The organism is Gluconacetobacter diazotrophicus PA1 5, from assembly GCF_000021325.1.
GTDB lineage: Bacteria > Pseudomonadota > Alphaproteobacteria > Acetobacterales > Acetobacteraceae > Gluconacetobacter > Gluconacetobacter diazotrophicus.
The window spans coordinates 632,641-652,211 of sequence record NC_011365.1; the positions used below are offsets into that span (position 1 = coordinate 632,641).

The 19,571-nt window shown below is 58.6% G+C and carries 18 protein-coding genes; 9 read left to right on the top strand and 9 right to left on the bottom strand.

Annotation, left to right across the window (positions count from 1 at the left end):
- Positions 1-91: 91 nt before the first annotated feature.
- The 7 genes from GDIA_RS18255 (at position 92) to GDIA_RS19030 (ending at position 6,923) form a co-directional block, all read left to right on the top strand.
- Positions 92-526: a lysozyme gene (locus GDIA_RS18255; RefSeq protein WP_043458636.1), complete on the top strand. Its 435-nt coding sequence runs from the start codon at positions 92-94 to the stop codon at positions 524-526.
- Positions 527-1,002: 476 nt separating this feature from the next.
- Positions 1,003-2,238, top strand: coding sequence for a hypothetical protein (locus GDIA_RS19020; RefSeq protein WP_157864121.1), 1,236 nt, complete (start codon positions 1,003-1,005; stop codon positions 2,236-2,238).
- A 9-nt stretch (positions 2,239-2,247) separates the two neighbouring features.
- On the top strand, positions 2,248-2,796 hold the full coding sequence (locus GDIA_RS18260; protein WP_081434694.1) for a phage baseplate assembly protein domain-containing protein: 549 nt from the start codon (positions 2,248-2,250) through the stop codon (positions 2,794-2,796).
- 10 nt (positions 2,797-2,806) lie between these two features.
- Positions 2,807-5,602 (top strand): baseplate megatron protein TIM-barrel domain-containing protein, encoded by a 2,796-nt coding sequence (locus GDIA_RS18265; RefSeq protein WP_012553213.1) that lies wholly within the window; start codon positions 2,807-2,809, stop codon positions 5,600-5,602.
- Positions 5,603-5,658: 56 nt separating this feature from the next.
- Positions 5,659-5,958, top strand: a complete 300-nt coding sequence (locus GDIA_RS02810) for a type II toxin-antitoxin system RelE/ParE family toxin (RefSeq protein ID WP_012553214.1) — start codon at positions 5,659-5,661, stop codon at positions 5,956-5,958.
- A complete protein-coding gene (locus tag GDIA_RS19025) occupies positions 5,955-6,128 on the top strand; it encodes a hypothetical protein (RefSeq protein WP_012553215.1) in 174 nt (57 codons plus the stop codon). The genes GDIA_RS02810 and GDIA_RS19025 overlap by 4 nt, the downstream gene beginning before the upstream one ends.
- A 162-nt stretch (positions 6,129-6,290) precedes the next feature.
- Positions 6,291-6,923, top strand: coding sequence for an Abi-alpha family protein (locus tag GDIA_RS19030; protein ID WP_012553216.1), 633 nt, complete (start codon positions 6,291-6,293; stop codon positions 6,921-6,923).
- Positions 6,924-7,524: 601 nt separating this feature from the next.
- Here GDIA_RS19030 and GDIA_RS02815 read toward each other — a convergent pair.
- From GDIA_RS02815 to GDIA_RS02825, 3 genes are all read right to left on the bottom strand, one after another.
- On the bottom strand, positions 7,525-8,334 hold the full coding sequence (locus GDIA_RS02815; RefSeq protein WP_012553217.1) for a transglutaminase-like domain-containing protein: 810 nt from the start codon (positions 8,332-8,334) through the stop codon (positions 7,525-7,527).
- A gap of 157 nt (positions 8,335-8,491) precedes the next feature.
- On the bottom strand, positions 8,492-8,863 hold the full coding sequence (locus GDIA_RS02820) for a YidB family protein (RefSeq protein WP_012226228.1): 372 nt from the start codon (positions 8,861-8,863) through the stop codon (positions 8,492-8,494).
- A 329-nt stretch (positions 8,864-9,192) separates the two neighbouring features.
- The gene (locus tag GDIA_RS02825; protein ID WP_012226230.1) at positions 9,193-9,939 is read right to left on the bottom strand and encodes a DUF2076 domain-containing protein; all 747 of its coding nucleotides are present in this window, start codon (positions 9,937-9,939) and stop codon (positions 9,193-9,195) included.
- A 214-nt stretch (positions 9,940-10,153) separates the two neighbouring features.
- On the opposite strand from GDIA_RS02825, the gene GDIA_RS02830 reads away from it, so the two are divergent.
- Both GDIA_RS02830 and glyS read left to right on the top strand, forming a co-directional pair.
- Positions 10,154-11,041 (top strand): glycine--tRNA ligase subunit alpha, encoded by an 888-nt coding sequence (locus GDIA_RS02830; RefSeq protein WP_012553218.1) that lies wholly within the window; start codon positions 10,154-10,156, stop codon positions 11,039-11,041.
- A gap of 3 nt (positions 11,042-11,044) precedes the next feature.
- The gene (gene glyS, locus GDIA_RS02835) at positions 11,045-13,105 is read left to right on the top strand and encodes a glycine--tRNA ligase subunit beta (protein WP_012553219.1); all 2,061 of its coding nucleotides are present in this window, start codon (positions 11,045-11,047) and stop codon (positions 13,103-13,105) included.
- Here the strand turns inward: glyS and GDIA_RS02840 are convergent.
- The 6 genes from GDIA_RS02840 to GDIA_RS02865 form a co-directional block, all read right to left on the bottom strand.
- Positions 13,086-13,511 carry a DUF3293 domain-containing protein gene (locus GDIA_RS02840; RefSeq protein ID WP_012553220.1) on the bottom strand — a complete coding sequence of 142 codons (426 nt, stop codon included), beginning with the start codon at positions 13,509-13,511 and terminating at the stop codon, positions 13,086-13,088. The two genes, glyS and GDIA_RS02840, sit on opposite strands and share 20 nt — an antisense overlap.
- Complete coding sequence (rodA, locus tag GDIA_RS02845) at positions 13,508-14,662, bottom strand: rod shape-determining protein RodA (RefSeq protein ID WP_012553221.1); 1,155 nt, start codon at positions 14,660-14,662, stop codon at positions 13,508-13,510. The genes GDIA_RS02840 and rodA overlap by 4 nt, the downstream gene beginning before the upstream one ends.
- 39 nt (positions 14,663-14,701) lie before the next feature.
- On the bottom strand, positions 14,702-16,606 hold the full coding sequence (mrdA, locus tag GDIA_RS02850) for a penicillin-binding protein 2 (protein WP_012226236.1): 1,905 nt from the start codon (positions 16,604-16,606) through the stop codon (positions 14,702-14,704).
- A gap of 55 nt (positions 16,607-16,661) precedes the next feature.
- Positions 16,662-17,225, bottom strand: coding sequence for a hypothetical protein (locus GDIA_RS02855; protein WP_012553222.1), 564 nt, complete (start codon positions 17,223-17,225; stop codon positions 16,662-16,664).
- 12 nt (positions 17,226-17,237) lie between these two features.
- Complete coding sequence (mreC, locus tag GDIA_RS02860) at positions 17,238-18,143, bottom strand: rod shape-determining protein MreC (RefSeq protein ID WP_012226238.1); 906 nt, start codon at positions 18,141-18,143, stop codon at positions 17,238-17,240.
- A gap of 137 nt (positions 18,144-18,280) precedes the next feature.
- Positions 18,281-19,327, bottom strand: coding sequence for a rod shape-determining protein (locus GDIA_RS02865; RefSeq protein ID WP_012553223.1), 1,047 nt, complete (start codon positions 19,325-19,327; stop codon positions 18,281-18,283).
- Between the last annotated feature and the right edge of the window lie 244 nt (positions 19,328-19,571).

Genomic DNA, 19,571 nt, shown 5'->3' on the forward strand with positions numbered 1-19,571 from the left:
CACCTGCTCTCAATTGGTTATGGCCTAGCCTCCATGCACCAGGCGGCGATCCTGTCGCACTGCTCCAGACAATCATTGGTGCAGTGTTTCAATGACGGCTCTGGATTTAATCTGTCAGTTTGAAGGCTTTCGTGCCGAGGCATATCCTGATTCAGCAGGATACTTCACAATCGGGTTCGGTTCTCGCTTCTGGAACGATCAGCCCGTCTCTCCTTCGTATCCTGGGACCATCACGGAGGCTGAAGCAATGGCACAGATGGCACCAGAGGTAGTGTCCCTCCAGAATGAAATCACAACGGCCTGTATGCCGCAGATCCTGACTGATAGTCAGCTTACCGCCCTGACATCATTTGCCTACAACGTGGGATTCGATGCCTTTAGGGGATCAACTCTTCATAGGTTCATCCTAGCTGGGAATATGACAGGGGCGGCTGGTCAGTTTGTTTTATGGGACAAAGCTGATGGCGAGGTGGTTCAGGGTCTTCTGGACAGACGTATTAAAGAGCGTGATATTTTTCTGTCTTAATAAGATAGAACTTGAATAGTCATAGGTGGAAATCCTGGATGAATTATTGAACTGTTGTTTCTATATATGATTTCCATGTCTCTAGAAGAATCTTCATATTGAATATATGCGGTTATACAAGGCGCTATTGAAATCTTAGTGGTCAAAGATACTATATAAGGGAGATCTTCCGTCTGTTGATTAATAGTCAAAATAGTTTTTGACTTAATATCATTGAATGTTTCGCCAAGATCAAAGAATGAGTTATTAAAAAGATATGTTATCTCAGCCTCAAACATAGGACTTATTAAAGCAACACAAGATTGAGCATCTGTTATAGTCTGAAAATTTATCTGACCAGCGGACTGGGCGATATATATTAGACAGTTTTGTCTGAAATATGCGTTTGTATTGGGCTCCCCTACACTATCAATGCTCTGAAAACTTGTGTCATAACCAAAGCTTGTCATAAGGCCGCACAAGAAATTTAATCTATCTTGTGGATTAACGAACATAGCAACTATATTGCTGAATATAGAGTTCACATCATCATAAAAAGACATATTTTAAATACCAAATATAGACATTATTTGGTATTTAAAATGACAGGAAATCAACTTATCGTTTCTATGTTAGTAGGGAATTACAACTTCGAGACTAACATAGAATCCTTTTCTATCTCAAATTCTTTATCTACCCTTCCATCAACCTTCTCTGCCCGCTTCTACCTGGAACATCCCGTTGATTTCCGAGGATCATCAGTTGTCATAAAACTGAATGGTTCAGTGGCGTTCAAAGGAGTTGTCAACTGGATGAGGATTTCACGCAGTACTGAGTCCAATGTCTATGAGATGGGCGGCCGAAGTCTTCTTTGGAATATGTTTGACTGTTCAGTACAGAATCTTCCGGGCAGTTTTCAGTTTTTTTCATTGGAACAATTGGCTAACACATTATGTAGTCCATACAATATAACTGTATCAAGTGATGGTGTTTCATCTACAACATCTAGTCCTTCTGGACTGACCGCCAATCTGAGCTTTGGTTCATCTCCTTATAACGAGATCATGAAATGGTCAGGATTCTTTGGGAAAATTCTTGTTGATAATCTTGGAACACTTCAAATAACAGACGTTAATACAACATCTACTCCAATTGATCTTAACGTTCATAACATAAAAGACGCTGAGATAGAAATGCACAATGATAATCTGTTCAATGTTATAGATGTGTCGCAGGTGGTAAATGGCATCGGTGTTACTGGTGAAAAAGCATTCTATGGATCTGCTTCTATGACCTATCAACCGAACGGATATCTCACGCCAATCTCTGGGAATGTTTCAAGGGTGAAGTATATCTACAACGATTCAAATTATACATCTGCAAAGCCTGGAACACAGATTACAGATGGCCAGTACCAGTCGTTTAGTCAGAATTATGCCCAATGGGTTCTTAATAGATCTATGGGAGAATCGCAGGTTTTGCGAGTGGTGGTTCCATCTGCATTCTGTGATAGCGCACAAACATCTCTATGGGCAGTAAATTCTTTGGTTAATGTCAATCTTCCTGACCTGCTAACGAACAATCAGACTCTCTTGGTAGAGTCTATAGATTTCTCGTACAGCTTTGTTTCTGGATCAAATACTACTTTATCATTGATGCAATCATCTGCTTTTGAACCGCAACCAAGCCCCGGTTATCAGGGAGCAAGTTTATATGTCAACGTATCTAACTAAAGGATTTAAATGATAAGTGATATTATAACATTAAAAGAGAATTCAATTAAGCACGAACAAGCGCGAATTCATATGGTAAAGAAAGAGTCTTTATCAATGGATACTCAGACTGATACATCGGTCAGCTATTCACAGATACGTGGGGTCGGCAATGGAACTTATAACTATGTTCCTATTGTTTCCAATTATGGTTTTACGTCTGTTCCCTTGTCTGGTGCTGATGCGATTACACTCAATCCATACGGAAGAGACGACAACAAATTAGTCATTGGAACACACGACGCCAGATATCATCCCATAGGACTTAGTGCCGGTGAAACTCAAATATACGATGACGCCAAGCAGTCAGTCTATCTGACAAGCGGTAATGATATAAACATTACATCAAATCAGTCCTTAAATATTATCGTTAATGGAAACAAAGTAGTTTCGGTCAGGGGCGGTTCAGTTTACGTCAACGGAAACCTTATTCCGAGCAATGGTTGGTCTGGCTCATTCTCAACCCCTCTTGGACAGACAGTAAGAGTTGATTCCGGAATTATAACTGATGTTTCATAAGGAGATTTAGATGGGCGCGTGGGCAGATTCCGTAGTTAAAGATATTCAATCAATTCAGGTATGTGGTGATCTTCAAGAGGTAGAGGCGGAAATAAAAAATATACTCTCCGCACAAGAAGCTGCTCTCCAGCAGATGATTACCAGCTTGGAGTCATATCTTCCTCTTCTGTCTTTGCCTGGCGCTGATCCAGTGAGTATCGTGAACTGGCTGAAGCAACTGATTCTCGGGACTGTCAATCCGTACATTGTGGCTTTTCAGAGTGCGATGAACACGATTGACGGTGTGGCTGGGGACGTATCGGAAATCTCTGAAGCAATTGCCTCGAAAATTGCGGAACTGGGTAGTTGTACCAGTTCATTCGATGCGGCGGCCCTTGTGATTTCTGCTGAAATATTAAGTGCTGCACAGGCGAGTTTGACTGACGCACAAAACCAGATTTCCTCGATTGAAGCTTCTATCGCTTCTGAACCTACTGGTGGAAGCTCCCCTGCGACCACTCTCAACGATGTTGCGGCTGACCTGTCTGTCCTGACAGAGAATGTTCTTTCATGTGAAGCTACAAAATATGCCGATACCCTTATGATTACTGTATTCAATGAGTTTGATTTAGATACAGAAGTTCAGATTAGTACATATGATACTCCGTTTAATGGTACCATTGATTTCTATATAAAAAATATCGAAGCAGGGTCTTGTTCCGCCAATTTTCCTTATATGGTGAAAAACGACTTATCACATTTGCCTAATATCGAAACCTTAATGATATGGACTCAATGGTTTTCTTTGTGTCCAGACTCTACAGGAAATAACCCTGGCCTCGTTCAACCGGCAATTAACTCCACTATCGCAGCGGAATTAAGTTCTGTTTCTCAGTGGTTTGCTGGTGGCATTTATGCTTCATCAGCGGTCAAACTGAACGGGACTGCAGGCGGGACTGCAAATGATGCTTCTATGATTCGAGGTATGCAGTATCTCGTATCAAGAGGATATAATGTAGGATTTGCACCGATCGTTCTTGGATGGAATAATGCTCAGGGGCTTTCTGATTCTGCTGCCCTTATATGGCGAGGTTATTTTACATGGACTGAGACAAGTGATTTTCAATCATGGATGACCAGCTATATTGCCTTCAATCAATATTATATTGATCTATTCCAGACAAATGGTGTCATTCCCACAAGATGGGCTGTCGGTTCAGAATTTGCGGATCTAACAACAAATGCTCCTCCGGACCAATGGGGAATCTTTGTACAAGGTCTTCAGTCTATTGCTAGTTCAGTAAGAGCAGCTTTTCCAAACTGTACCATCACCTATGCCGCGAACTACACTGACTATGGGGTTGGAGGTGGTTTTCGATGTGATGCCCTGTGGAGTCATCCTGATATCGATGAAGTAGGAATCGACTGGTATTTTCCTCTGACTACTGACGTAAGTGCTAGTCCTTCAGATATCAGAGGTGGTCTGGTTGCCGGAGAAGACATTGACTACACATATAACCTTTCAGATGGATCACAACGAACAATCACCGGATCAAAAGGTGTAGGTAAAACTCTTGAAACGCAAATCCCCATTGCGGCTAGTGCTGGGATCAAGAACGTTAAGGTGTTTTGGGAAGGTTGCCATTACGTATCCAAAGCTTCTGGATTTATGGCTGGAGCTACATCACTGGCAGGCTATGGCCCAGATTTTGATCCTTACGGCCTTCCCGGCCTCACTGGCACCGCTGCACCAGTAGTTGCTCCTGGTCTGACTGCTCCAGGTGTTTCTGGTCAGCAGATCACACCACGAGACACTGACACCTATCTACCGACAGATGGGAAGTCTACGTATGGAACATTCCAGACACCAACTTTCACTCCAGCATCTCTGCAGACGCAATGGACACTGGACACCATGTTACAGGTCATGACTATCCCAAGTCAGAATTATGCTCGTCTGTTTGAATGTGCTGGCGTCTTTGAACTGATGATAGATACCAGTTCAGGTGGAGGTTTTAAGATTGGCATAGGACCTTCTTCAAACGAGTTTTTTATAACTCTTGGAGAGGTAGATAACAATATTCACAATTTATCAGTATCATTCACCCCATCGACTTATTCTCTTACAATTGTATGGGATGGTGTTTCATCACAATATACAGTATCCAGTGCTTCAGTGATGGAGATCCCATCTGATACTTCTGTTTATCTCGGAGGATATAATACAAATACCAATCTTGTCGCTGCTAATTTTTATACATTTGGAATGACATTCATACAGGATGGCATTACATACGGTGGAACATTCCATTTTGATGAAGCGTATGCAGGAACAAGAACTTCATGGGTTCCTAAGATGAAGGTCTTATCCGCAACGGAACTAGGATTTGCTTCAATCAGTGGTACATCAGTTGAACCTAACGAATTTCCATATGCTGATTTAGGTTCACCAACTATCGCAGTTCCGGCAACATTGAACTCCATCACCCAGAGTCTTTATAATTCATTCATATCTAAAGGATGGAATCCAACCGAAGTATATGCGGCATATGGATGTTCATTCAATTACGCCCCCGATGAACAGGCTTATGCTCTCAATGAAACCTTGAAGAGGTTGCAGGTATTAAGAAACAACGGCGCCTTTTCCGCGATCACACTTTATAACATGGATGCTCGGCCCGCTCAGGCTATGACCATTTTGGTTAATGATAAGATTTATTATACCGATGCCCCTCTTGCCGTATTCAACCATTCTCTTGGTGGAAAGCTTGCTGGAGGCAGCACATTCTTTGACCAAAAGATAATCCAAAATGGAAGTATATTCTAACTTATTTTTCTCATTAATAGCTTTACTACTTAATAAAGTAGAGCGATATATAGTTCATGAAATACGAAATTATTTGGTCAGGACAAGTTCAGAAATGGTTCCGAAAGATACGGGATCAGCGGGCAAGTGCGGCTATCTTCGAACGTATCAGGAGAATCGAAGAACTTGGATTGTTTGGCGACGTTAAGCCTGTAGGCGAAGGTGTTCATGAGATCCGAGTGGATCATGGGATCGGCTATCGGGTATATTTCACCACACAGGGCGGTAAGCTGGTGATCCTGCTGGTTGGGGGCGACAAACGAACCCAAGCTGGGGATATCCAGAAGGCCAAGCGGATGAAGAAGGACTGGACATGAAAAAAGGATACAGCCGCTTCGATGCGGTGGAGGAACTGGTCCGCAATCCCGATCTGCGGGCTGGGGTGATGGCCGCCGCAAAGGAGTCCGATGATCCGAGGATGGTGGAAATTATCCGTAAGGATGTGGCACGGGCCGAAGCTATCGTGGCTGAAGGGATGGCCGATTAACCCTGGGGACGGTCACTTACGGCATTGAATGACAAAAGCCTTGGTCTTCAAAGACCAAGGCTTTTGTCATTTTATGAACATACTGTGTACATAGCCGTCGCACAATTGTCACCACAGCATTAGCGGCCTGATATAATGCTCAATGCTATATAGGAGGAAACTTTGGACCTACAAACAGTCGATCAATGTATACAAGCTGGTCGTGATGCTCTTCTTTTTGGGAGTGCCGCTAAGGACTTCATACCTGAGTGGGTGAAGGAAAAATTTAAAGGGAAGTTCAAGCAGTTACAAGTGGAAAAAAATATCGAAAATACACTTACTCTGGCCAAGGGGAAAATGGGAGATCGAAAACAAGATTCCCATACGTCGTTTAAAGTCATAGAAGAAGTTCTTGAAGCCTGCTCTGATGAAGATCGTACTGAACTTCAGGAATTGTGGGCCGCCCTTCTTGCACGAATTGCCACAGGAGAAGGAAGAAGCATCACGAAAGAAATTATTTCTATTGTAAAATCGTTTGAACCAATAGATGCTCTCGTTTTGAAGACCTGTGATGTGGTTGGTAGAACGCAATTTAATGCACATTCGTTATACCAACACATTGTAACAAATGTTCCCAGCGGTTCCCAATATCATCTTGGCGACATAACAGCATCCTGTCGGCGTCTGTTCCAGAGCGAATGCTTTGACTATGTTCAGAAAGGAATTGATCCGACGCAGCGCTTTACGGCGGACCGTCCGTTACAACTCGCATACCAAGGCGCAAATATCCTACGGGTTGTCGGAGATATTGGGTAGAGTACCGAAAAGGACATTTTGGGTAATAAGTCCAAGATTTTTCTGCCTTTAATGGACTAGCCTACTCAGTCCTTCCTGTCCGGAACATAACATGATCGCGTCACCTGTGTGTTCATGTTATGTTCTGATCATGGCTCATAGTATGACGAGACATAAGAAAGACGAGGAGCGCCGGTTCGTCCTGGCGAGCAAGGTTGCCACCTATAAGGGATGGCACCTCAAGGCTTACTGTCAGAGATGCCATGAGGCGCGAATTATCAAGATTGATTCGCTGGATGGAACCAAGACCATAGCACAGGTCCGAGGTGCCTTGAGGTGTCAGATTCATCGATCCCGGCCCCTGTCAGTGGTGCTGTGTCATCCGGTTCGACGACTGATGATGGATCTGTAGGAGTGGTAGTGATCGGGGACGACGCTTTGTATCAAAGTATGGCGCAGCATTTATTTTTTGCGCCAAAATTTATTTTTTGGGGCCTAGCATAGCGGGCACATACGCCAGTACTTTCTGTTTATTATCATATCGTTATGTCGCCTCCCAGTCGACTTTTAATCGAATGGTCGTGGGTTCGAATCCCACCCGGCTCACCATTTCCAGTATATTTCAGCCTATTTCTTCGTACGTCGTTACGGAAAATCCCGACAGGATCGAGGGACCGAACGAGGTCGTCAGCGCCACGTCCGTGGCATCGCGCCCCCGCGCCATGACGACGCGCCCGATGCGCGGGGTGTTGTGCCGTGCGTCGAACGTGAACCATTGCCCGTCCAGCCACACCTCGAACCACGCCGAGAAATCCATCGGATAATCGACAGGCGGGATGCCGATATCGCCCAGATATCCGGTGCAGTAGCGCGCGGGAATATTCATGCAGCGGCACAGCGTCACCGCCAGGTGGGCGAAGTCACGGCAGACGCCCACCCCTTCGTTATATGCCTCGTAGGCCGAGCGGGTCGGCCGCGCGTGGGCATAGTCGAAGCGAATATGATTGTGGACGAAGGACACGATCGCCTGCACCCGCCCCCAGCCGGGGGCCAGATGGCCGAACAGCGACCAGGCGACCGGCGACAGCAGGTCCGTCTCGCAATACCGGCTACCCATCAGGAACACCAGGCAATCCGCCGGCAGGTCGGCCACCGGGACCTCGCGCGCCCAGGGCATCTGCCGGTCGGGCAGGCCGCTGTCGGCGATCACGAAGGACATGCTGGTGCGCAGCGTGCCGACAGGGGCGACCACGCGCGTGCAACGGTTGCCGAAGCCGTCCAGATATCGCTGGGCGGGAACCGGCGGATCGAAAACCGGAATCTGCGGCGTCATCAGGTCGGGTTCGCGGTCCGGGTGGACTTCCAACATCAGGACAAGCGGCGTCGGAACCTGGACCGTCAATGCGATGTCATAGCCGGCGCGAATCAGCATGCCTTCCTCCGGTCGATGGGCGATACGCGGCGCCATGCGCCGCGCACCCGGCCCGCCGGTCCGGGATATCCGGTTCCGGGGCCGGTCTCGATGCCGCCCTCACCGTGGCACGATACATCCGGAAGAACCATGCCGGATCGCATTCGTCGCGGCAGGATCAATGCGGGACGACCGCATGCGCGCGCTTGTACACCACGATGGGAAGCTGCTTGGCCAGGATCATGACCACGGCGCGGTCGGACAGGCCCGTCTGCCCGGCGAACCATTCCAGGTCATTCGGGACGATCAGGGTCCGGACCATATCCTCGGTCATCGGGCCGGTCTTGTCGTCGGCTTTCCAGCGGGCGACGATGTCACCATAACCGGCGGCCTCGGCGCGCTCGGCAAAGCCGTTGGGCCCGTATTCGCGGCGAACGCCGTCCAGATACTCATTGATCGCGCTGGTCAGGCCCGAAAGGTCGTAGCGCGCACCGGTCAGGAAGTCACCCAGAGTCGTCCCCAGGTTCGTCGCCGAATTGGTAATGGACATCGTTCCCCTCCTTCGGAAGCGTTGCGGAACCTTCCAGTCAGCGTGGGGAAACGGCGTTCGTTCCGTCTCTCTCGAACGTGTGACGGAGCCCGCGGAAGGGACGGCGAGAGGCCGAAAAACGGAAAAACCGGAGCCCGAAGGCCCCGGTTTCCCGCGGATGAGACGACACAGAGGAAATGGCCTTGATGGCCGAGTTCTGAATAACACCCATTCATGACTGATATCAATCGGCCTCACGGCAATGTGTGACTGGGAAGACGGAGCATAAAAAAAGGCGGCCTCGCGGCCGCCTTTTCATCGTTCACTTCCGTCGGTCCCTCCAGGGCGACCTAGAAGTTATCGTCGCCGCCGCCCCAGTCGCCGCCGCCGAAACCGGCATCCCCGCCCGCGTCCCCGCCGGCATCGAAGCCCGGATCGACGGCGCCGCCGGCCCCGCCGAACGGATCGGCCCCGGGTGCGCCGGCATCGCCGTAATTGTTGTTGATGATGGTCTCACCGCCGGGCATGCCGCCGCCGAATCCACCGGCATCATGATGCCCGCTGAACAGATCGGTCAGGGCGTTGCCCACCATCATGCCGCCGGCGACGCCAGCCGCCGTGGTCAGCGCCGAGCCCAGGAAGCCGCTGCCGCGCGCGGGAAACATGCCGGGCTGCATTCCCGGGGGATAGGCCGGCTGGGGCGGCGGGGGGGCCGCCTGCTGGCCGCCCCAACCCGGCGGGGGCGCCGCCTGCGGGCGCTGGCCGCCACCGAACAGCCCGCCGAACAGACCGCCACCGCCCGAAGGCGCCTGCTGGCGGGCCTGAAGCGCCTGTTGCGCCTGCTGCAACTGCCATTGCAGTTGCTGAATGCGATTCTGCGCCTGCACCAGGGCGGCTTCCTGCACCACCGCCATCTGGGTGACGCGATAGCGGGCTTCGGGATATTGCTGGAACATCTGGCCGATATAATTGTCGGCCTCGGGGTCGATCGGCGGCAGGTTGGGCGCCGTGGCGGGCACGCTGCCGAAGCCCCCCTGCGGCGCGCCGCCGACGCGGGCGACGAACTTCGTGATCAGGTCGCGTTCCTCGTTATTCATCGTATCCGTCCTGTCTCCGACAAGGGTGCCTCGCCAAGATGTGGCCCGCGGACGTCAATTCCGCAAGCCCGCCCCGCGCACCCCCCGCCCCTGCGAACATCGTACCGCCCTGGCGCACCCCGGCTTTCGATCCGCGCGCCATCCCTGTATGGTGCGCCCCTTCCGCGTGCCGGACGGCATGCCCCTTCCTACCGCCTACCGGAGCATCCTTTCCATGGTCCCGGCCCCCGCGCCCCGCCCGCCCGCCACGCGTCCCCTGTCGTTTCAGGCGCTGATCCTGAAACTGCACCAGTTCTGGTCGGAACAGGGCTGCGCCATCCTGCAGCCGTACGATACCGAGGTGGGTGCCGGCACGCTGTCGCCGCACACCACCCTGCGGGCCCTTGGCGCCCGCCCGTGGAAGGCCGCGTACGTCCAGCCCTGCCGCCGGCCGTCCGACGGGCGTTACGGGGAAAATCCCAACCGGTTGCAGCATTACTACCAGTATCAGGTGCTGCTGAAGCCGACGCCCGAGGACAGCCAGAAGCTGTTGCTGGACAGCTACCGCGCCATCGGCATCGATCCGATGGAGCACGACATCCGCTTCGTCGAGGACGATTGGGAAAATCCCACCATCGGCGCCTGGGGCCTGGGGTGGGAGGTCTGGTGCGACGGGATGGAAGTGACGCAGTTCACCTATTTCCAGCAGGTCGGCGGCATTCCGACCGTCATGCCCTCGACCGAACTGACCTACGGGCTGGAACGGCTGGCGATGTATGTCCAGGGAATCGAAAACGTCTATGACCTGGATTTCAACGGCCAGGGCCTGACCTATGGCGACGTGTTCCTGCGCGCCGAACGCGACTATTCGCGCCATAATTTCGAACTGGCGGACACCGAAATGCTGCACCGCCATTTCATCGACGCCGAGCGCGAGGCCATCGCGCTGGTCGAATACGGCGTGGCCCAGCCCGCCTACGACCAATGCCTGAAGGCCAGCCACCTGTTCAACCTGCTGGACGCGCGCGGCGTCATCAGCGTCAGCGAACGCGCATCCTATATCGGCCGCGTGCGCACGCTGGCCCGGCGATGCTGCGACGCGTGGCTGGCGGGCGAGGAATAAGTCATGCCCGAACTTCTGCTTGAACTGTTTTCCGAGGAAATTCCCGCGCGCATGCAGGCCCGCGCGGCCGAGGACCTGGTCCGCCTGGTCACCGATGCCCTGGCCCCGCTGAACCCGCGCGACGCGCGGGGCTTTTCCGGCCCGCGCCGCATCGCGCTGACCCTGACGCTGGACGGCGTCGTCCCCGGCACCACCGTTGCCGAGCGCGGCCCGCGCGAGGGCGCGCCGGAAAAGGCCCTGGCCGGCTTCACCCGCAAGCATGGCGTGACCCCGGCCGACCTGGTGCTGGAGGACGGATTCTGGGTGCTGAACCGCACCGTGCCCCCGGTCGAGGCCGCGACGCGAATCGCCGAGGCCCTGCCCCCGCTGCTGCGCCGCTTTCCCTGGCCCAAATCCATGCGCTGGGGTGAAGGCAGCGGTTTCACCTGGGTGCGGCCGCTGCGCCGTATCCTGTGCCTGCTGGATGGCGAGACCGTCGCGTTTTCGCTGGCGGACGGCGAGGATGACGGCCACGGCCTGCGCGCCGATCGCCTGACCGAGGGCCACCGTTTCACCGCGCCGGGGGCCTTCGCCGTGACCGACGCCGCCGCGTGGCGCGACGGGCTGCGCGCGCGGCAGGTGCTGGTCGATGCGGCGGAACGGCGCGCGCTGATCGAAGAGGGCACGACCCGGTTGGCGGCCGAGGAAGGGCTGCGAATCGTCCCCGACCCCGGCCTGGTGGACGAGGTCGCGGGCCTGACGGAATGGCCGGTTCCCTTCCTGGGGCGCATCGACGAGACCTTCATGGACCTTCCGCGCGAGGTCATGCAGGTATCGATGCGCGTCAACCAGCGCTATTTCGCGCTGATCAACGATGACGGATCGGCGGCGCCGCGCTTCGCCTTCGTGGCCAACCTGCTGCCGGAGGATGGCGGCGCGCTGACCATCGCGGGCAACGAGCGCGTGCTGCGCGCCCGCTTCGCCGATGCACGCCATTTCTGGGACCTGGACCGCGCCCGCACCCTGGCCAGCCGGGTGGGCGCGCTGGACGCCATCACCTTCCACGCCGCCCTGGGCAGCCAGGGCGCGCGCGTGCAGCGCATCGTGCGACTGGCGGGGCTGCTGGCGCCGATGGTGGGGGCGGACCCGGCCCAGGCCGAACGCGCGGCCCTGCTGGCCAAGGCGGACCTGACCACCGGCATGGTGGGCGAATTCCCCGAACTGCAGGGAGTGATGGGCGCGTACTACGCCCGGCATGACGGCGAGGCCGATCCGGTCGCCACCGCCATTGCCGAACATTACATGCCGCGCGGCCAGAATGACGGCGTGCCCGCCGCGCCGGTGTCGATCGCGGTGGCGCTGGCCGACAAGATCGACAGCCTGGCCGCCTTCTTCGCGGCGGGCGAAAAGCCCGGCGGTTCGGGCGACCCCTACGCGCTGCGCCGCGCCGCCCTGGGCGTGATCCGCATCATCCGCGAGAACGCGCTGCGCCTGGACCTGGTGAAGCTGTTCGTGCTGGCGGCCGAGGCCCTGCCCGAGACGCTGCGCGACGCGCCGGACCTGGCCCTGCTGCCGGGATTCGTGGCGGAGCGGCTGCGGGTCCAGTTGCGGGCCGAGGGGGCACGGCACGACATCCTGGCCGCGATTTCCAGCGGCAACGAGGATAGCGACATCACGCGCCTGCTGGCCCGCACCGACGCGCTGGCGGCGATGCTGGCCACCGATGACGGGCAGAACCTGCTGGCGGCGACCAGGCGGGCGGCGAACATCCTGCGAATCGAAGACCGCAAGGACGGACCGCATGACGGCGCACCGGACCCGACGCTGTACGAGCAGCCTGAGGAACGGGAGCTGGCCAACGCCCTGCTGGACGTCATCCCCGCCGTGGAAACTACGATCGCGGCGGAACGGTTCGAGGACGCGATGCGCGACGCGGCCCGGCTGCGCCCTGTGCTGGACCGATTCTTCGACGCCGTGACGGTCAATGCCGACCGGGCCGATCTGCGGGCCAACCGGCTGCGGCTGCTGGCGGAACTGCGCCGCATGACGGTGCTGATCGCGGATTTCAGCCAGATCGAGGGGTAAGGACCGGCGCCAGGAACAGTAGGCGCGCGGGGCGGCCGTTCCGCACCAGCAGGATGGCGTTCTGGCGGAAGCGCCGGGCGACTACCTGCCCGCGCGCCAGCGGCAGGGCGACGGCGAACAGCGGTTCGGACCAGCGGCCCAGCCGCCCTTCCCCGGCGTGCAGGGTGACGCCCGGCAGGGACGCGGCCAGATGGCGCATCATCCGGTGGTTCCAGCCGTCCGGCCGGCGGCCGCCGCCGGGATTGCTGGCGCTGATGAAGAGGATATCGCCCCGCCGCCACCATGCCCCGGCGTCGTCATCAGGGACCGGCCGCCGGCCGGTGCGGACCGACAGTCCGCCCGCGCGATACAGGCTGAGCCGATAGGCCCGCGCGGTGGCGGGATCGACCGGTCGCAGGCCGGTCATGACGGGTCCGACGCGGCCTCGCCGAACGTGGAATTGCGGTGCACCCAGGCCGACAGCAGCAGCCCGAACCCGAACATCACCGTCAGCATGGCCGAACCGCCGTACGAAATCAGCGGCAGCGGCACGCCGCCGACCGGAATCGTCCCCATCACCATCGACAGGTTGACCGCGCAATAGAGGAAGAAATTGGTCGCGATCCCCAGCCCCAGCAGGCGCCCGAACTGGTTGCGGCTGCGCAGGGCGATCAGCATCCCGCCCAGCACCATCAGCATCAGCAGCCCGATGACCACGATCCCGCCGACATAGCCCCATTCCTCGGCGATCATGGTGAAGATGAAGTCGGTCTGCTTTTCCGGCAGGAAGTTCAGTTGCCCCTGCGTGCCATGCAGGTAGCCCTGCCCCCACATCCCGCCCGACCCCAGCGCGATCTTCGACTGGATGATGTTATAGCCCGCGCCCAGCGGGTCGCTTTCGGGGTGCAGGAAGGTGGTGATCCGCGCCTTCTGGTAGTCATGCAGGTGGGCGTAGGCGAACTTGCCCAGCAACGGCAGCGGTGCCAGTAGCAGTACGATCTGCCACAGCCGCATCCCGGCGGCGAAGAAGATCGTGGCCCCCACCACGCCGATGATGACGGCGGTGCCCAGGTTGGGCTCCTTCAGCACCAGCCCCACCGGCAGCAGCACCATCAGCGCGGGCGGCAGCAGGTAGAGCGGATTGACCATCCTGCGGTAGCTGATGCGGTGGAACCACGTCGCCAGCACCAGCACCAGTGCGATCTTGGCCAGTTCCGAGGGCTGGACCTGCATCCCGCCGATGATCAGCCAGCGTTCCGCCCCCTTGCCGACATGGCCCATCCGCAGCACCGCGACCAGCAGCAGCAGCGATAGCCCGTAGAGCGGCCAGGCCAGGCGGACCAGAACGCGCGGGCTGGTCAGCGCGACGCAGATCATCATCACCATGCCGAAGGCGAAGCGGATGGTCTGCGGACCGGCGAACGGACGGGACGACCCGCCCGCCGCGGAATAGAGCGCGCCGTACCCCACCCCCGCCAGCACGCAGATCAGCAGCACGTACAGCCAGTTGACCTGCCACAGCTTGGCCAGGATGCGGAAATTGGGTTCGGCGCGCAGGAGGCGCTTCTGGAAATTCATGTGTCCCTCTCCGGCAGGGGTAACGCAGCCCACCGGCGACTATTCGATGTCGGCCACCACCTGGCCCGGCGGTTCCTTGCGGTTCGCCGGGTCGCGGGTCAGCGCATCGGTCATGATATCGCGGGCCAGCGGCGCCGCAACCGCGGCGCCCGCATTGCCGTGTTCCACCACCACCGAAACCGCATAGCGCGGCGCGTCATAGGGCGCATAGCAGATGAACAGCGCATGCGGGCGATATTCCCACGGCAGGGCGGAGGAATCGAAATGCCCGCTTTCGCGCAGGGCGCGCGACACGCGACGCACCTGCGCGGACCCGGTCTTGCCGGCCATCTGGACGCCTGGAATATCCAGGCGCGCCTTGGGCGCGGTGCCGTGTTCCTCGTTGATCACGGCGAACATGCCGGCGCGCAACTGCCCCAGGAACGGATCGGGCATGCCCAGCGCCGGCCAGTGCGTGGGGTCCGTGCCCTCCGCCAGCTTGCCCGCGACCGCGCGGACCAGATGCGGCTGCACCGCCCGCCCGCTGGCGATCCGCGATGCATAGGTGGCGAGTTGGAGCGGCGTGACCTGCACGAATCCCTGCCCGATGCCGCTGACGATCGTATCGCCGCCATTCCAGTGCTGGCCGTGCGCCCGCCGCCAGTCCGGGGTCGGGATCAATCCCTGGCGGGTGTGCGGCAGTTCGATATCCAGGTGCGTGCCCAGGCCGAACGCGTGCGACGCCGCGGCGATGGCGTCCATGCCGGTCCGCCGCGCGGCTTCGTAGAAGAACACGTCGCAGGAGAATTTCAGCCCGTCCTTCAGCGTCAGCGATCCGTGGCCGTAACGCGACCAGCAATGGAAGCGCGTGCCGCCCACATCCAGGTAGCCGGGACAGAAGATCCGGTCGGTCGGCGACAGCGTGCCGGCCTGCAGGGCCGCCATGGCCACGGCGGGCTTGAAGGTCGAGCCGGGGGGATAGACGCCCGCGACCGCCTTGTTGATCAGCGGCGTGCCCTGGTTGTTGGTCCATTCGACCCATTGCGCCTGGCTGACGCCGCTGTCGAACAGCGAGGGGTCGAAGGACGGGTTGCTGACCATGGCCAGCACCTCGCCATTGCGGCAATCCATCACCACGGCGCTGGCCGACTGGTCGGCGATGCGCCCCAGCACCGCCTGCTGCAGGCCCGAATCGATGGTCAGGGTGATTTCGTCGCCGGCCTGCCCATCATCGCGCGACAGTTCGGCCATGACGCGGCCAACGGCGTTGACCTCGATCTCCACCGCGCCCACCTGGCCGCGCAGCAAGGTATCCTGCGTCTGCTCGATTCCCGACCGGCCGATGCGCATTCCCGGCAGGGCCATCGTCGCGTCGGCCGTCACGTCCTTTTCGCCCGGCGGCGCGACATAGCCCACGACATGGGCCATCAGCGGCCCGAACGGATAGTTGCGGGTGGTCCCGACATCGATCAGCACGCCGGGCAGCGAGGGCGCATTCAGTTCGATCCGCGCCATGTCGTCCCACGACAGGAAGTCGTGCAGCATGATCGGGATGAAGCGCCGCTTGTGCCGCATCTCGCGCTCGATACGCGCGCGATCGCGGGCCTCGATGGGCACCAGGGCGGAAAACCGGTCCAGCGTGCCGGAGATGTCGCTGGTGTCCTCGGGCAGCAGCAGCGCGCGCCAGTTGACCTTGTTCGACGCCACGGCAATGCCGAACCGGTCGACCACCCGGCCGCGCGGCGGGGCGATCAGGCTGCGATTGACGCGGTTGTTTTCCGCCAGCTTGGCGTAATGGTCGCCGTCGAGCACCTGGAGTCCGTACAGCCGGTGCCCCAGCGCGCCCAGCGCCGCCATCTGCGCCCCCAGCACCACCAGCGCGCGCCGGGTGAAGACCCCGCGCGACGGATTCCCGGTATCGGGCCGCGACATCAGGCGGGTGGCGGTTTTCCTGCGCCGGATCATCCACCCATCCGCGTCAGGACAGAGAATACGTCATGAGTCGCGCGCAAGGGGGACGTCAGGCGCGGTCGGGATTGGCGATCGTGCGCGCCATGGCGGCGAAGACGGCATACAGCACCGGGAACACCCCCAGGCCCAGCGTCCACTGGAAGACGAACGCGCCGACCGGCATCACCCGCAGCGACAGCGCGGACACCAGCGTCCATTGCAGGACCGTCCCCCCCAGCGACACGCCGCCGAACACCAGCCACAGCAGCAGCCCGTGGATGCGCGCGAATCCGTACCGCGCCGACATCCCCACGCCGTGGACGATCAGCAGCACCAGCAGCATCACGCCCGGCGGCCCGAATCCCAGCAGATCGACCAGCAGCCCCAGCAGGAACACCAGCGGCGAGGACATCGAGGCCGGGCGGAAGATGGTCCAGAAGAAGACCGAGGACAGCACCACCCCCGGCAGCAGCTCCGCCTGCCCCGGCAGGTTGAACGGCGCGGACAGCAGCAGGATGGCCAGGCCCGTCAGCGCGCCGGGCAGGCCGCGCCGCGACAGCACGTCCAGCCGGCGCCACAGGCTGGCACGGGGCTGGATGCCCGGCTGAAGCGCAGGTGACTGGTCGGGCGTCATCCATGCACACTCTCATCCACGACCAAGTGGGGATTGGAAGGGAACCGAAAGGATACTGCCGGGCCGCAGCAGGGGAACCCGCCCCGGGGCATCCGGCGCGACCACGGCGGACCGCCCGTAATCGAAGACGCGGACAATGTCGAGATGCTCCAGCGACGCGGCCGGAACGATGACCGGCTGGCCGGCGCGCGGGTAGTGAACCCGCCCGACGGGCAGCCCCGGGGGCAGTGAATCAATCTCGCCATTGGTGACGACGCGTTCTCCCTCGATCGGGGGGGTATCCTGGGGATAGTAGATCAGGCGCGGCGTGCCCGAATTGTCCCCCGCCATTATAGCGGCCCCATGGCTGACTTCCAGCGTCACCGGAATCCGGCTGGACGCATCCGTTACCAGCAGCACCCGCACCGAGCGCGCGCCGACCTCGGTCACGCGGCCGACCAGACCCGACGCGTCCAGCACGATTTCGTCCTTGTGAATACCGGCATCGACATTGGCGGCCACCAGTACGCTACGCGCATACAGCCCGCTGGTATCGCGGACCACGCGCCCGGTGACAAACGAGGGCGCGGGATCGGGCATCCAGTGCAGGTTGGCCTTCAGCGCCGCGTTTTCATCCGCCAGGGCGGCGGCAACGTCGTACCAATGGCGCAGATTGGCGTTTTCCAGGCGCAGGCGCTGATTTTCGGCCTCCATCCGGCCCATGTCGCGCATGCGGCCGAACAGACCGTGAAACTTTTCCTGGGGCCAGACGATCAATCCATAAGCCGGAGCCAGAATGTCGGCCACGCTCATGCGCACGCGTTCGGTCAGGCCCCGGTCGGCCTGGCCCAGCAGCATGATGCCGACCGCCGCGACGATCAGCAGCGGCAGGACCAGCCGGTCCAGCGCCTGGCGGAGGGGGATGGACAACGGAATCATGACGACACCCCCGCGATTCGCAGGTGTCCCTGTCCGTTTCTACAGCCGCCCCGCCGGACGTTCATCGCCCCGGCCCCCTTGCCTGTCCCTGCGCGGGCCGGCCACCGCCTGGCCGAACCGCCTGTTTTCGCCTGCCGTCAGTACATGCTGGTCAGGACATTCTTCAAACGTTTCATTTCTTCGAGGGCGCGTCCAGTCCCCAGCGCCACGCAGGACAATGCGTCCTCGCCCACCGTCACCGGCAGGCCGGTCGCGCGGCGCAGTACCTCGTCCAGCCGATAGAGCAGCGCGCCGCCGCCGGTCAGCACGATTCCCTTGTCCACGATGTCGGCGGCCAGTTCTGGGGGCGTGTTTTCCAGCGCGGTGGTCACCGCGTCCACGATCTGGCTGACCGGCTCGGCCAGGCTCTCGGCGATCTGCGCCTGCGACACCACGACCTCGCGCGGGACGCCGTTGATCAGGTCGCGTCCCTTGACCTCGCGCCAGCCGCCGTAATCTTCCAGGTCGTCGGGCGGCAGGGCCGATCCCAGTTCGATCTTGATCCGCTCGGCCGAGCTTTCACCGATCAGCAGGTTATGGTTACGCCGGATATACGAGATGATGGCCTCGTCCATCTTGTCGCCGCCGACCCGGGCCGAGCGCGCATAGACGATACCGCCCAGCGAAATCACCGCGACCTCGGTCGTACCGCCGCCGATATCGACGATCATGCTGCCCGACGGCTCGGTGACCGGCAGGCCGGCGCCGATCGCCGCCGCCATCGGCTCCTCGATCAGGAAGACCTTGCGCGCGCCCGCGCTCTCGGCGCTTTCCTGGATCGCCCGGCGCTCGACGGCGGTCGAGCCGGAGGGCACGCAGACGATGATCAGCGGGCTGGCGAACATCCGCCGGTTATGCACCTTGCGGATGAAATGCTTGATCATTTCCTCCGCGACCTCGAAATCGGCGATGACGCCATCGCGCAGGGGGCGGATGGCGGTGATGTTGCCGGGCGTGCGCCCGACCATCTGCTTGGCTTCCTCGCCCACCGCCAGCACCATCTTCTTGCCGCGTACCTCGGCGATGGCGACCACCGAGGGTTCATTCAGGACGACGCCACGCCCCTTGACATAGACAAGGGTATTGGCCGTGCCGAGGTCGATGGCCATGTCGGCCGACAAGAGACCCAGCAGACGAGCAAACATCCAGAACTCCCGACAACAAGCACGACTATGGCAGATCATCCCGGCCGGGGTTGCGCGACGTGCCGACAGCCACACGTCGCCTCGCACACAAGCCCACAGGATCAGGCCGTGGGCTTACCGGGGCTGGAAGAGACGGGCAAGGGCCACGGACATTAAATCGTGCATTTCCATGCCGCCCCGCCGATCCCGCTTCCCGCTGGCATGAAAACTTTTCCATCCCCTGCCGGAATGCCCGGCCGCTTCC

Coding starts and splice junctions, on each gene's coding strand:
- GDIA_RS18255 (WP_043458636.1), top strand. CDS start 92: ATGACGGCTCTGGATTTAATCTGTCAGTTTGAAGGCTTTCGTGCCGAG.
- GDIA_RS18260 (WP_081434694.1), top strand. CDS start 2,248: ATGATAAGTGATATTATAACATTAAAAGAGAATTCAATTAAGCACGAA.
- GDIA_RS18265 (WP_012553213.1), top strand. CDS start 2,807: ATGGGCGCGTGGGCAGATTCCGTAGTTAAAGATATTCAATCAATTCAG.
- GDIA_RS02810 (WP_012553214.1), top strand. CDS start 5,659: ATGAAATACGAAATTATTTGGTCAGGACAAGTTCAGAAATGGTTCCGA.
- GDIA_RS19025 (WP_012553215.1), top strand. CDS start 5,955: ATGAAAAAAGGATACAGCCGCTTCGATGCGGTGGAGGAACTGGTCCGC.
- GDIA_RS02815 (WP_012553217.1), bottom strand. CDS start 8,334: ATGCTGATTCGCGCCGGCTATGACATCGCATTGACGGTCCAGGTTCCG.
- GDIA_RS02820 (WP_012226228.1), bottom strand. CDS start 8,863: ATGTCCATTACCAATTCGGCGACGAACCTGGGGACGACTCTGGGTGAC.
- GDIA_RS02825 (WP_012226230.1), bottom strand. CDS start 9,939: ATGAATAACGAGGAACGCGACCTGATCACGAAGTTCGTCGCCCGCGTC.
- GDIA_RS02830 (WP_012553218.1), top strand. CDS start 10,154: ATGGTCCCGGCCCCCGCGCCCCGCCCGCCCGCCACGCGTCCCCTGTCG.
- glyS (WP_012553219.1), top strand. CDS start 11,045: ATGCCCGAACTTCTGCTTGAACTGTTTTCCGAGGAAATTCCCGCGCGC.
- GDIA_RS02840 (WP_012553220.1), bottom strand. CDS start 13,511: ATGACCGGCCTGCGACCGGTCGATCCCGCCACCGCGCGGGCCTATCGG.
- rodA (WP_012553221.1), bottom strand. CDS start 14,662: ATGAATTTCCAGAAGCGCCTCCTGCGCGCCGAACCCAATTTCCGCATC.
- mrdA (WP_012226236.1), bottom strand. CDS start 16,606: ATGATCCGGCGCAGGAAAACCGCCACCCGCCTGATGTCGCGGCCCGAT.
- GDIA_RS02855 (WP_012553222.1), bottom strand. CDS start 17,225: ATGACGCCCGACCAGTCACCTGCGCTTCAGCCGGGCATCCAGCCCCGT.
- mreC (WP_012226238.1), bottom strand. CDS start 18,143: ATGATTCCGTTGTCCATCCCCCTCCGCCAGGCGCTGGACCGGCTGGTC.
- GDIA_RS02865 (WP_012553223.1), bottom strand. CDS start 19,327: ATGTTTGCTCGTCTGCTGGGTCTCTTGTCGGCCGACATGGCCATCGAC.